The sequence below is a fragment of the Streptomyces sp. CB02923 genome (assembly GCF_001905005.1).
In the GTDB taxonomy this organism is placed as follows: Bacteria; Actinomycetota; Actinomycetes; order Streptomycetales; family Streptomycetaceae; genus Streptomyces.
The window spans coordinates 24,052-37,102 of record NZ_LWKZ01000001.1 but is presented as its reverse complement, the minus strand read 5'-3'; the positions used below and the strand labels follow the sequence as shown (position 1 = coordinate 37,102).

The following is a 13,051-nucleotide window of genomic DNA, read 5'->3' as shown; positions in this document are numbered from 1 at the left end:
GACAGCTCTCCACGGGCCGACAGGTTCTCCACGAGGCGACGGGCCCCGGAATCCGGCAGTTCCCGAGGCCGTACGCGGCCTCCCGGGGAACCGCCGGTCCGGGGCCCGGCCGCCGTTCAGCCGTCCCGCGCCGGCGCCTGCTCCGGCCCCTGCTCCGGCAGGCGGACGGTGACCCTGCCCGAGGACAGGTCTATCGGTCCCTTGCCCGGATCGCTGTCGCCGGTGTCGGTGACCACCAGGGTCAGCCGCCGCCGTTCCTCGTCGGTGTGTTTGCGCCCCGGCGCGAACAGCTCCTCCACCAGGTTGAACATCCTGCCCCCTGACGACGTGGCCGGTCCCGTACGACGAGTGTAGGCACCACCGGAATGAAACGGACGGCTGCGGGCGAACCCGTACGCCCGGGGCGTCCCGTCCGCCCCGGCAGCTGTCCGCCCCGGCCGCCATCCGCGCACGCCGCCGTCAGCGCACGTCCAGACGCAGGATCCGGTCGTCGCCGTTCTTCGGATCGCCGCGCCCGTCGGTGTTGCTGGTGACCAGCCACAGCCCGCCGTCCCCGGTCGGCACGACCGTACGCAGCCGCCCGTACTCGCCCTGGAGGAACGCCTGCGGCGCGGCCGACGCCTGCCGGCCGCCGAGCGGGATCCGCCACAGCCGCTCGCCGCGCAGTCCCGCCATCCAGACGGAGCCCCTGGCGTACGCGATGCCGCTCGGCGAGGCCTCCGCCGTCCCCCACTGCGCCACCGGGTCCACGAACCGGGCGTCGCCCCGGCCCTTGCCCTCGACCTCGGGCCAGCCGTAGTTCCTGCCCGGCTCGATCAGGTTCAGCTCGTCCCAGGTGTTCTGGCCGAACTCCGCGGCCCACAGCCGGCCCCCGGCGTCCCAGGCCAGGCCCTGCACGTTGCGGTGCCCGTACGTGTACACCACCGAGTCGGCGTCGGGGTTGCCGTGCACCGGCTCGCCGTCCGGCGTCATGCGCAGGATCTTGCCGCCCAGCGACTTCCGGTCCTGCGCGAGCCCGGTGTCGCCGGTCTCGCCGGTGCCCGCGTAGAGCATCTTGTCCGGGCCGAACGCGATCCGGCCGCCGTTGTGGATCTGTCCGCTGGGGATGCCCTTCAGCACCGTGTCGGGAGCGCCCAGTTGGCGGCCCGGCTGCTTCTTCGCGTCGTAGTTCATACGGGCGATGCGGTTGTCGGACTCGGTGGTGAAGTACGCGTACACCTGGTGGTCCCGGCCGAACGACGGGGCCACCGCGATCCCCAGCAGGCCGCCCTCACCGCCCGGTGCGACTCCCGGCACCGTGCCCAGCTCGGTCTTCCGGCCGCCGTCCGCCGCCACCCGGAAGATCTTCCCGGTGTCGCGTGAGGACACCAGCAGGTCACCTCCCGGCAGCGCGGCCACTCCCCAGGGTGAGGTGAGATCGGTGGTCAGGGTGCTGACCACCTTCACCGAACCCTTGGCGGGCGGTGCCGAAGGGGACGGGGAGGCCGGTGTGCTGCCCGGGGCTGAAGGGGAGGAGACGGCGGGGGAGCCGGCCGGGGCCGGCGATCCCCCGGTGGAGCACCCCGCCGCCAGCAGCAGCGAGGCAGCGGCCAACACGGAGGTCACGGAGCGTCGTTGCACGGCGAAGTCCTCTCGTCGACGGAACCCGCCCTACGACACCACACCGCACCCCTCGCGTCAGGCCCCCGCTCCGGCCCGGTCGCCCCGGACCCGCCACCCGGCCCCGGCGGGCCCGCCGCACTCCGAGGCCCCGCGCCGTGCGGCCGCCCCGCCGCCTTCAGTCCCACGACCCCCGGGCCGGCGGCAGCGCGGCGATCTCCGCCAGATCGCGGCGGTCCAGCGCCAGCCCGGCCGCCTCCGCGTTCTCGGCGGCCCAGCGCTCCTGCTTCGTCCCCGGTACGGGCACGACGTGCGGCCCCTGCGCGAGTACCCACGCCAGCGCCACCTGCCCCGGCGTGGCCCCGTACCGCGCACCGACCCGGCGCAGCCCGGCCACCACCGGCTGGTTGGCGGCCATCATCTCGGCGGTGAAGCGCGGATGGCGGGCCCGTATGTCACGCGGTTCGAAGCCCTGACCAGGAGTCAGCGTGCCGGTGAGGAAGCCGTTGCCCAGCGGCATCGCGGCGAGGAACCCCACGCCGCGCGTCACGCACCACGGCAGCAGCGCCTCCAGTGCCTCCTTCGACCACACCGACAGCTCGGCCTGCACGCTGCTGACCGGGAACACTTGCTGGATGCGTTCCAACTGCCGCAGTGTCCCGTCGTACAGCCGTGTGCCCCGGCGGCGGCCGGCGCGCGCGCCCACCGCGCACAGGCCCAGCGACCGCACCTTTCCGGCTGCCACCAGCTCCGCCATCGCACCCCAGGTCTCCTCGATCGGCACCTCGGGGTCGGTCCGGTGCAGCTGGTACAGGTCGATGCAGTCGGTCTGGAGGCGGCGCAGTGAGGCGTCACAGGCCCGTTTGACGTAGCCGGGGCGCCCGTTGGCGACGATGTGCTGTTCGCCCACCAGCAGGCCGACCTTGGTCGACACGAAGGCCTGCGCGCGGCGCTCCTTCAGGGCCCGTCCGACGAGCAGCTCGTTGGTGAACGGCCCGTACATGTCAGCGGTGTCCAGCAGGGTGCAGCCCTGGTCGAGGGCGGCGTGCACGGTGCGCAGCGATCTCTCGCCGTTGCGCTGCGACTCGGTGTATCCCCAGCTCATCGGCATACAGCCGAGCCCGATTGCACCCACTTCGAGCGCTGTTGCCCCTATTGTCCTGCGCTCCACGTGGTCGTGCCTCCATCCCCTCGCCCCCGATCAAGGGCCTGACCAAACTAACGTCTGAGCACAGGGAGGAATCGCATAGCCTCTGGCCATGGCTTCCGCAGACCCGCGCACCGCCGCGAACGACGTATGGCTTCCGATCCCTCCTGATGAGGTCGGTGGACTGCCGGACGGCTTTCACTACGTCCATTGGGACGCCGGACCGGAGTTCCCCGCAGACCCCGCCCACTGCGCCTTCTACGTGGTCCCGTACATGAAGAGTCCGCAGGCGTGTGTACGACCGCTGCCGGAGATGACCGGGCTGCGCGCCGTGCAGACCCTGACCGCCGGCATCGAGCACATGCTGCCCGCGTTGCCCCAGATGCCTCCCGGTACCCGGTTGTGCAACGCCCGCGGTCTGCACGACGCCAGCACGGCCGAACTGGCGCTCACGCTGACGCTCGCCTCGCTGCGCGGCATCCCGGACTTCGTCCGCGGCCAGGACGCGGGGCAGTGGCTGGCCGGATTCCGGCCGGCGCTCGCCGACAAGACGGTCCTCATTGTGGGTTACGGCTCGATCGGAAGTGCTATCGAGGACCGGCTCACTCCCTTCGAGTGTGCGCGGGTGGCGCGCATTGCGCGCACCGCACGTGAGACCGTGCGCGGGCCTGTGCTTCCGCTCGCCGAACTGCCCGCCGTGCTGCCCGCGGCGGACGTCGTGATCGTCACCACGCCGCTCACCGACACCACCCGCGGCCTGGTCGGGAGCGATTTCCTGGCCCGTATGAAGGACGGAGCGCTGCTGGTGAACGTCGCGCGCGGCGCCGTCGTCAACACCAAGGCACTTCTCGCGGAGTTGGAATCCGGGCGGCTGCGGGCGGCCCTGGACGTCACCGATCCGGAACCGCTGCCCGCCGGGCACCCGCTGTGGCACGCTCCCGGCGTGCTCATCACTCCGCACGTCGGCGGCCCCAGCTCCGCCTTCATGCCCCGCGCGAAGCGCCTCATGAGGGATCAGCTGGCGCGCTTCGCCTCCGGTGAACCCTTGCGCAACGTCGTGGCTACGGCCGGGTGAAACCTGCCGGGACCCCTTGCGGGTAGCTCTACGGGGCCGTACGACTGCACTGGGTATCCGCATCCCACTGACAGTCACGCTGCGTAGAGAGGCTATGTCCCTGAGTGACGAACCTGGTGTATCGTCCGAGCGGGGGCCGTGCCGGGCAGTGATCGGCGCAGCGCGAAAGACCGGAACCGAGGGGGGCGACGGGCGATGTACGGCCGATGGACGATTCGCGAGACAGGCATTCCGCGATCCCCCGGGGGGACACCTCCGGGATCCAGGGCGCGCCGGGCGCCATGCGCGCACCGGCCACGACGATGTCGCGCGGCGGACGGGAGGAGAGGGCGGTGAGCGCCACGGGCGCGGTCCTCACCCGGCCGCCGGTCCAGGCCGGCGGTGCCCCGGGTGTGGTGCCGCAGGTCGTGCTCGCCGTCGTCTGCGGCGGCTACGCGGTGGGCGCCGCCCTGGGCTGGGGCTCTCCCGAACTCGCGCTCTTCATGGGCGACTTCGGCCTCAGCGTGGCCGCCTTCGCCGCTGCCGTCTCCTGCTTCCTGTACGCCCGCAGGCACCACGGCCGGTTTCGACCCGCCTGGCTGCTGTTCGCCGCCTCCTCCGCGATGGCCGGGATCGGCAACGGCGTCTGGGGCTGGTACGAGGTCGTACTGCGCGAACCGGTGCCGAGCCCGTCGCTCGCCGACTTCTGCTTCCTGCTCTTCGCGCCACCGGCCATCGTCGGCCTGCTCGTGCTCGCCAAGAGGCCCGTGACCAAGGCCGGCTGGGTCTGCCTGGGGCTGGACGCCTGGCTGATCGGCGGCTCGCTGCTGACGCTCTCCTGGAGTCTGGCGCTCGCGCACACCGCGCACTTCCAGGGCCAGAGCGTGCCGCAGGGCGCGCTCGCGCTGGCGTATCCGCTGCTGGACATCGTGCTGGTGAGCATGGTGCTCGCGCTGCACTTCAAGCGCTCCTCGGCGCACCGCTCGGCCATCAACACCGCCATCGCGGCGCTGGCCCTGACGGTCCTGTGCGACGCGCTGTTCAGCTCGCCGCTGCTGCGCGAGCACTACCGCTCCGGACAGATCCTGGACGCCGGCTGGTTCGCCGGCTCGATGCTGCTCACGTACGCGCCCTGGGTCGCCCGGCGGCTGCCCGGCGGCGACACCGCCGACGTCCCCGAGCGCGCCGCGCCCCGCACGCCGCCGGCCGCGGGGACGACCGCGGCCCAGCGGCCCATCGCCGGTTCGCTGGCCGCGCTCACCCCGTACCTGGCCGCCGCCGTCTGCACCCTGGGCATCCTGTACAACGTCCTGGACGGCCGCCGCATCGACCGCGTGGTGCTCTTCACCGGCTGCACGGTCGTCCTCGCCCTGGTCGTGCGCCAGGGCATCATGCTGCTCGACAACATCACCCTCACCCAGGAACTGGCCCAGAAGGAGAACCACTTCCGCTCGCTGGTGCAGGGCTCCAGCGACGTCATCATGATCGCCGCGCCGACCGGGATACTGCGCTACGTCAGCCCCGCCGCCGCGGGGGTCTACGGCCGGGACGCGGAGGAACTGGTCGGCTCCGAGCTGGCCTCCCTCATCCATCCCGAGGACCTGGGGCGCGTGGTGCACGAGGTGCGCAGATTCCTCGCCGCCCGCCCCGAGGACGAACCGACCACCCGCATCGAGTGCCGCTTTCGCGCGGGGGAGCACCGCGCCGGCGGCGAGAAGTGGCTCAACGTCGAGTCCACGGTCAACCGCCATCACGGCGGCCTCATCTTCAACTCCCGCGACGTCACCGAACGCGTCCGACTCCAGGCCCAGCTCCAGCACAACGCCTCGCACGACGCGCTCACCGACCTGCCCAACCGGGCCCTGTTCACCGAACGGGTCAGCCAGGCGCTGACCGGCCGCCGCGCCACCGATCCGGGCACCGCCGTGCTCTACATCGACCTGGACGGCTTCAAACAGGTCAACGACACCATCGGCCACCAGGCCGGGGACGAGCTGCTGATCCAGGCCGCCCGCAGACTGGCCGAATCCGTACGGGCCGGGGACACCGCCGCACGGCTGGGCGGCGACGAGTTCGCCGCGCTGATCATGGGCGACGGCTCCCGCGACCACACGGCCCGCGAGCACCGGGTCCACGAGATCGCCGACCGGCTGCGGATCCGGCTCTCCGACCCGTACAAGATCGACGGCCGGGACGTGCGGGTCGCCGCCAGCATCGGCGCGGCCTTCGCCGAACCGGGCATCACCCCCGGCCCCCTGATGCGCAACGCCGACCTGGCGATGTACCGCGCGAAGCAGGCCGGCAAGGGCTGCGTCAAGCTGTACGCACCGCAGATGCAGGCCGACGTGGTGCGCCGCGCCGAGCTGGCCACCAAGCTGCGCACGGCCCTGCACGACGGCGAGTTCGCGCTGCTGCACCAGCCCGTGGTGGAGCTGGCCGGCGGCCGGATCACGGCGGTCGCCGCACTGGCCCGCTGGCGCTCCGCCCAGGGCATACTCTTCACCCCCGCCGAGTTCCTGCGGGTCGGCGACCGCGGCCGGCTCAAGGAGGACGGCGACCGCACCGCCGAGCTGGGCCGCTGGCAGCTGGAGGAGGCGGTGCAGCAGGCCGCCGGCCGGCACCGGGCGGGCCATCCGGTCCCGGTCGCCGTCCGGATCTCCGCGCACCGGCTGCTGGACCGGGCGCTGCCGCCCAAGAGCATCGAGGCGCTGCTGTCCCGGCACGGCCTGCCGTCCGGGGCGCTGGTCCTGGAGCTGGCGGACACCGATCCGCGGATACCGCTGGAGGAGCTGGAGCGCCGCCTGGTCGCCCTGCGCCGTCTGGGGGTACGGATCGCCCTGGACGGCTTCGGCAGCGGCGCGGCCGCCATCGGAGCGCTGCGGCGGCTGCCCGTCGACGTCCTGCGGCTGGACCGCGACCTGGTCGACGGGGTGGTGGACTCCGCCCGGCTGCACAAGATCACCTCGGGGCTGCTGCGGATCGCCTCCGACCTCGGCATGCAGTCCGTCGCCGACGGCGTCGACCTGCCCGAGCAGATCGTCGCGCTGCGCTCCATGGGCTGTACGCACGGCCAGGGCATGGCCTTCTCCGGGCCGCTGGACGAGCACCGGCTGCGCCACGCGCTGGCCCAGGGCGTCTATCCGGTGCCGGGCCCGGGGAGCGAGGGCCGGGCGGTGATGCTCAGCGGTACGGGCCTGCCGGTACGCCACGTCAAGAAGGGCCGCGAACCGGTGTCACCCGGACGGGTGCTGGGCGAACTGCCCAGGCGTTTCGCGCCCGGTGACAGCAGGGACGGAGCGGAGGCGGCGTTGGCGCGGCCTCCGCTGCGCCCAAATAGTGAGACCTCCGTCCCACCCACTTGACACCCCCCTGGCGGCAGGGGGAGGGTCAGTTCCATGCGCACCCGAATTCTCGTACTTGGAAAGCGCGTCGGCTGAAGCTGGGTCACCCAAGGAAACCCAGCGCTCCGCACCGGCGCGCTCCCCTCGCTTGCCTCACGGCACGAGGGGTTTTTTGTTGCATCACCACCCCCATACCCCATCAAAACCCTCAGCTTCGAGAAGAGACGCAGATGACCGAGCAGGCCACCGGGGCCCACCATCCGCAGCCGCGGGCCCGTAACTCCGGCGGAGCACCCGGGACCGCCGTGGAGCACGTCACGGGCGCGCAGTCCCTCATCCGTTCGCTCGAAGAGGTCGGGGCCGACACCGTGTTCGGCATTCCGGGGGGCGCCATCCTCCCCGCGTACGACCCGATGATGGACTCCTCGAAGGTCCGCCACGTCCTGGTCCGCCACGAGCAGGGCGCGGGCCACGCCGCCACCGGCTACGCGCAGGCCACCGGCAAGGTCGGCGTCTGCATGGCCACCTCGGGACCCGGTGCCACCAACCTCGTCACCCCGATCGCCGACGCCCACATGGACTCCGTCCCGATGGTCGCGATCACCGGCCAGGTCGCCTCCAAGGCGATCGGCACGGACGCCTTCCAGGAGGCGGACATCTGCGGCATCACGATGCCGATCACCAAGCACAACTTCCTGGTCACCGAAGCGGCCGAGATCCCCCGCACCATCGCCGAGGCGTTCCACATCGCCTCCACCGGCCGTCCGGGACCCGTCCTGGTGGACATCGCCAAGGACGCCCTCCAGGCGCAGACCACCTTCTCCTGGCCGCCCCACACCGACCTGCCCGGCTACCGCCCGGTGACCAAGCCGCACGCCAAGCAGATCCGGGAGGCCGCCCGGCTGATCACCGAGGCCCGCCGCCCGGTCCTCTACGTCGGCGGCGGTGTGATGAAGTCCGGCGCCACCGCCGAGCTGAAGGTGCTGGCCGAACTGACCGGCGCGCCCGTCACCACCACCCTGATGGCCCTGGGCTCCTTCCCCGACACCCACCCGCAGCACGTCGGGATGCCGGGCATGCACGGTGCGGTCGCCGCCGTCACGGCCCTGCAGAAGTCCGATCTGATCGTGGCGCTCGGCGCCCGCTTCGACGACCGCGTCACCGGCAAGCTGGACTCCTTCGCCCCGTTCGCCAAGATCGTGCACGCCGACATCGACCCGGCCGAGATCGGCAAGAACCGCGCGGCCGACGTGCCGATCGTCGGCGACGCCCGCGAGGTCATCGCCGACCTGGTCGTGGCCCTCCAGGCCGAGCACGCGGCGGGCCGCGCCGGCGACTACACCGCCTGGTGGAAGGACCTCAACCGCTGGCGCGAGACGTACCCGCTGGGCTACGACCACCCCGCGGACGGGAGCCTGGCCCCGCAGCAGGTCATCCAGCGCCTGGGCGAACTGGCCCCGGAGGGCACCATCTACGCGGCCGGCGTCGGCCAGCACCAGATGTGGGCCGCCCACTTCATCGACTACGACAAGCCGTCCACCTGGCTGAACTCCGGCGGCGCGGGCACGATGGGGTACGCCGTTCCGGCCGCCATGGGCGCCAAGGCCGGGCAGCCGGACCGTACGGTCTGGGCGATCGACGGCGACGGCTGCTTCCAGATGACCAACCAGGAACTGGTCACCTGCGCGCTGAACAACATCCCGATCAAGGTCGCGGTCATCAACAACGGCGCCCTCGGCATGGTCCGCCAGTGGCAGGCGCTGTTCTACAACCAGCGGTATTCGAACACCGTGCTGCACCGCGGCCCCGAGGACTGCCTGGCGACCGCGGACGTCTCCGGTGGCGGCACCCGCGTCCCGGACTTCGTCAAGCTGGCCGAGGCGATGGGCTGTGTGGCGATGCGCTGCGAGGACCCGGCCGAGCTGGACGCGGTGATCGCCAAGGCGAACGCGATCAACGACCGCCCGGTGGTGGTGGACTTCATCGTCCACGAGGACGCCCAGGTCTGGCCGATGGTCGCGGCCGGCACCTCCAACGACGAGGTCATGGCGGCCCGCGGGGTGCGCCCCGACTTCGGCGACAGCGAAGACGACTGAGACGCCGGGACGCGAGACACGCGGATAGAAGAGAGAAGACCGACCATGTCCAAGCACACGCTCTCCGTCCTGGTGGAGAACACCCCCGGCATCCTGGCCCGGATCGCCGCGCTGTTCTCCCGCCGCGGATTCAACATCGACTCGCTCGCCGTGGGCGTCACCGAGCACCCCGACATCTCCCGTATCACCATCGTCGTGAGCGTCGAGTCGCTCCCGCTGGAGCAGGTCACCAAGCAGCTCAACAAGCTCGTCAACGTCCTGAAGATCGTCGAGCTGGAGCCCGGCTCCGCCGTCCAGCGGGAACTGGTGCTGGCCAAGGTGCGCGCCGACAACGAGACCCGCTCGCAGATCGTCGAGATCGTCCAGCTCTTCCGCGCCAAGACCGTCGACGTCTCCCCGGACGCGGTGACCATCGAGGCGACCGGCAGCAGCGACAAGCTGGAGGCGATGCTCAAGATGCTGGAGCCGTTCGGCATCAAGGAGTTGGTGCAGTCCGGAACCATCGCCATAGGGCGCGGCGCCCGGTCCATCACGGACCGCTCGCTGCGGGCGCTGGACCGCTCGGCCTGAGCCGTCCGGCCCGCCCGGACCGTATCGCGAGACCCCCGATCCTTTCCTTCCCCGCCCGACGTAATGTGTCGGGCAACCAGCTAGATCCAAGGAGATACCCGAAGTGGCCGAGCTGTTCTACGACGACAACGCCGACCTGTCCATCATCCAGGGCCGCAAGGTCGCGGTTCTCGGCTACGGCAGCCAGGGCCACGCCCACGCCCTCTCCCTGCGTGACTCCGGCGTCGACGTGCGGGTGGGTCTGCACGAGGGCTCGAAGTCGAAGTCCAAGGCCGAGGAGCAGGGGCTGCGCGTGGTCAGCCCCGCCGAGGCGGCCGAAGAGGCCGACGTCATCATGATCCTGGTGCCGGACCCGATCCAGGCCAAGGTCTACGAGGAGTCCGTCAAGGACCACCTCAAGGACGGCGACGCGCTGTTCTTCGGCCACGGCCTGAACATCCGCTACGGCTTCATCAAGCCCCCGGAGAACGTCGACATCTGCATGGTCGCCCCCAAGGGACCGGGCCACCTGGTGCGCCGCCAGTACGAGGAGGGCCGCGGCGTGCCGTGTATCGCGGCCGTCGAGCAGGACGCCTCCGGCAACGCCTTCGAGCTGGCCCTGTCCTACGCCAAGGCCATCGGCGGCACCCGCGCCGGCGTCATCAAGACCACCTTCACCGAGGAGACCGAGACCGACCTCTTCGGCGAGCAGGCGGTGCTCTGCGGCGGTGCCTCGGCACTGGTCAAGGCGGGCTTCGAGACGCTGGTCGAGGCCGGCTACCAGCCGGAGATCGCCTACTTCGAGTGCCTGCACGAGCTGAAGCTGATCGTGGACCTCATGTACGAGGGCGGCCTGGAGAAGATGCGCTGGTCGATCTCCGAGACCGCCGAGTGGGGCGACTACGTCACCGGCCCGCGGATCGTGAACGACGCCACCAAGGCCGAGATGAAGAAGGTGCTCGCCGAGATCCAGGACGGCACCTTCGCCAACAACTGGATGGCGGAGTACAACGCCGGCCTGCCGAAGTACAACGAGTACAAGAAGGCCGACGAGGACCACCTGCTGGAGACCACCGGCAAGAAGCTCCGCAAGCTCATGAGCTGGGTCGACGAGGAGCAGTAAGCCCGTAAGGCACGGGGCCGCGGCAGCCGCCGCGGCCCCGTTCGCCATGACCGGCACCGCGGCCCGCGGTGGTGTTGTCCATCCCGTCACACCACTACCGGGTGATCCTTCCGAAACGGCGGATGAACAGGTGGGGGCCGCCACTACACTGCACACCACAAGCGCGTCAGGCTCACAGCGTCGTGCGTCTTCCACGCGGCTGCCCCCTTCACCGCCTTCGGCCGTCGGGACGGCCGTCCTCGCCCGTAGCCACAAGGGGCACGGGAGGGGCCCCCAGGACTAGTGAGGACTGAAGACCACGTGAGCTCGAAACCTGTCGTTCTGATCGCCGAGGAACTGTCGCCCGCCACCGTCGACGCACTCGGTCCGGACTTCGAGATCCGGCACTGCAACGGCGCCGACCGCGCCGAGCTGCTCCCCGCCATCGCCGACGTCGACGCGATCCTGGTGCGCAGCGCGACCAAGGTCGACGCCGAGGCCATCGCCGCGGCCCGCAAGCTCAAGGTCGTCGCCCGCGCCGGCGTCGGCCTGGACAACGTCGACGTCTCCGCCGCCACCAAGGCCGGCGTGATGGTCGTCAACGCGCCGACCTCCAACATCGTCACCGCCGCCGAGCTGGCCTGCGGCCTGCTGCTCGCCACGGCCCGCAACATCCCGCAGGCGAACACCGCCCTGAAGAACGGCGAGTGGAAGCGCAGCAAGTACACCGGCGTCGAGCTCTCCGAGAAGGTGCTCGGCGTGGTCGGCCTCGGCCGGATCGGCGTGCTGGTCGCCCAGCGCATGTCCGCCTTCGGCATGAAGATCGTCGCCTACGACCCGTACGTGCAGCCGGCCCGCGCCGCGCAGATGGGCGTCAAGCTGGTCTCCCTGGACGAGCTGCTGGAGGTCGCGGACTTCATCACCGTCCACCTCCCCAAGACCCCCGAGACCGTCGGCCTGATCGGCGACGACGCGCTGCACAAGGTCAAGCCGTCGGTCCGCGTCGTCAACGCCGCGCGCGGCGGCATCGTCGACGAGGACGCGCTGGCGAGCGCCCTGAAGGAGGGCCGGGTCGCCGGCGCCGGTCTGGACGTCTACGCCACCGAGCCCTGTACGGACTCCCCGCTGTTCGAGTTCGACCAGGTCGTCGCCACCCCGCACCTCGGCGCCTCGACGGGCGAGGCGCAGGAGAAGGCGGGCATCGCGGTCGCCCGGTCGGTACGCCTGGCGCTGGCGGGCGAGCTGGTGCCGGACGCGGTCAACGTCCAGGGCGGCGTGATCGCCGAGGACGTCAAGCCGGGCCTGCCGCTGGCCGAGCGCCTGGGCCGGATCTTCACCGCGCTGGCGGGCGAGGTCGCGGTCCGTCTCGACGTCGAGGTGTACGGCGAGATCACCCAGCACGACGTCAAGGTGCTCGAACTGTCCGCGCTCAAGGGCGTCTTCGAGGACGTGGTGGCCGAGACGGTCTCGTACGTCAACGCCCCCCTGTTCGCGCAGGAGCGCGGTGTCGAGGTACGCCTGACGACCAGCAGCGAGTCGGCCGAGCACCGTAACGTGGTCACGGTGCGCGGCACCCTGGCCGACGGCGACGAGATCTCCATCTCCGGCACGCTGGCGGGCAACAAGAACCAGCAGAAGATCGTCGCGGTCGGCGACCACTCCATCGACCTCGCGCTCGCCGACCACATGGCCTTCCTGCGCTACGGCGACCGCCCCGGCGTCGTCGGCACCCTCGGCCGGATCCTCGGCGAGGCGGGCATCAACATCGCGGGGATGCAGGTCTCGCGGGCCGACGAGGGCGGCGAGGCCCTGGTCGCGCTGACCGTCGACGACACGATCCCGGCGCCGGTGCTCGCCGAGATCGCCGACGAGATCGGCGCCACGTCGGCCCGCGCGGTCAACCTCACGGACTGATCCACGGCCGGACACGCTCCTTCACCGGGCCCGGACCCCGCTGCGGCGGAGTCCGGGCCCGCTGCCGTATACGCCCGGCCACGGCGGGTGGAGGTTCCGGGTCGCGGTGGGTGGGTGCTCGGCCCACCGTGGGTGAGGGCTTCGCCCGTCACCCGTTCGGCGTAGTGCGGGCCGAGGGCGGGCGCCCTGCAAACTCGCCGTGCGGCCGGTGTTCCGGGGGATTTCCGACTCGCTGCGCGCGGCGGGGCG

Annotated in this window: 9 protein-coding genes; 6 read left to right on the top strand and 3 right to left on the bottom strand. The window is 71.4% G+C overall.

What is annotated here, in order from left to right; genetic code table 11:
- Window positions 1-116: 116 nt before the first annotated feature.
- From A6A06_RS00135 to A6A06_RS00125, 3 genes are all read right to left on the bottom strand, one after another.
- Window positions 117-311, bottom strand: coding sequence for a DUF6191 domain-containing protein (locus tag A6A06_RS00135; RefSeq protein ID WP_073757522.1), 195 nt, complete (start codon window positions 309-311; stop codon window positions 117-119).
- A 148-nt stretch (window positions 312-459) separates the two neighbouring features.
- Window positions 460-1,605, bottom strand: a complete 1,146-nt coding sequence (locus A6A06_RS00130; RefSeq protein ID WP_443333702.1) for a PQQ-dependent sugar dehydrogenase — start codon at window positions 1,603-1,605, stop codon at window positions 460-462.
- Window positions 1,606-1,777: 172 nt separating this feature from the next.
- Complete coding sequence (locus tag A6A06_RS00125) at window positions 1,778-2,770, bottom strand: aldo/keto reductase (protein ID WP_073757517.1); 993 nt, start codon at window positions 2,768-2,770, stop codon at window positions 1,778-1,780.
- A gap of 88 nt (window positions 2,771-2,858) precedes the next feature.
- On the opposite strand from A6A06_RS00125, the gene A6A06_RS00120 reads away from it, so the two are divergent.
- The 6 genes from A6A06_RS00120 to serA all read left to right on the top strand — a co-directional run bounded on the left by A6A06_RS00120 (window position 2,859) and on the right by serA (window position 12,802).
- Window positions 2,859-3,821, top strand: coding sequence for a 2-hydroxyacid dehydrogenase (locus A6A06_RS00120; protein WP_073757515.1), 963 nt, complete (start codon window positions 2,859-2,861; stop codon window positions 3,819-3,821).
- Between the two features lie 332 nt (window positions 3,822-4,153).
- The gene (locus tag A6A06_RS00115) at window positions 4,154-7,162 is read left to right on the top strand and encodes a putative bifunctional diguanylate cyclase/phosphodiesterase (protein ID WP_073757512.1); all 3,009 of its coding nucleotides are present in this window, start codon (window positions 4,154-4,156) and stop codon (window positions 7,160-7,162) included.
- A 209-nt stretch (window positions 7,163-7,371) separates the two neighbouring features.
- Window positions 7,372-9,237, top strand: a complete 1,866-nt coding sequence (locus A6A06_RS00110; protein WP_073757510.1) for an acetolactate synthase large subunit — start codon at window positions 7,372-7,374, stop codon at window positions 9,235-9,237.
- A 45-nt stretch (window positions 9,238-9,282) separates the two neighbouring features.
- Entirely contained in the window at window positions 9,283-9,807 is a 525-nt protein-coding gene (gene ilvN / locus A6A06_RS00105) for an acetolactate synthase small subunit (RefSeq protein WP_003986033.1), read from the top strand.
- 103 nt (window positions 9,808-9,910) lie between these two features.
- Window positions 9,911-10,909, top strand: a complete 999-nt coding sequence (gene ilvC / locus A6A06_RS00100) for a ketol-acid reductoisomerase (RefSeq protein ID WP_073757508.1) — start codon at window positions 9,911-9,913, stop codon at window positions 10,907-10,909.
- A gap of 300 nt (window positions 10,910-11,209) precedes the next feature.
- Window positions 11,210-12,802, top strand: a complete 1,593-nt coding sequence (gene serA / locus A6A06_RS00095; protein ID WP_073757506.1) for a phosphoglycerate dehydrogenase — start codon at window positions 11,210-11,212, stop codon at window positions 12,800-12,802.
- Window positions 12,803-13,051 lie beyond the last annotated feature (249 nt).

Excerpts from the sequence above, each read along its gene's own strand:
- A6A06_RS00135 (WP_073757522.1), bottom strand. The coding sequence starts at position 311 with ATGTTCAACCTGGTGGAGGAGCTGTTCGCGCCGGGGCGCAAACACACC.
- A6A06_RS00120 (WP_073757515.1), top strand. The coding sequence starts at position 2,859 with ATGGCTTCCGCAGACCCGCGCACCGCCGCGAACGACGTATGGCTTCCG.
- A6A06_RS00110 (WP_073757510.1), top strand. The coding sequence starts at position 7,372 with ATGACCGAGCAGGCCACCGGGGCCCACCATCCGCAGCCGCGGGCCCGT.
- ilvN (WP_003986033.1), top strand. The coding sequence starts at position 9,283 with ATGTCCAAGCACACGCTCTCCGTCCTGGTGGAGAACACCCCCGGCATC.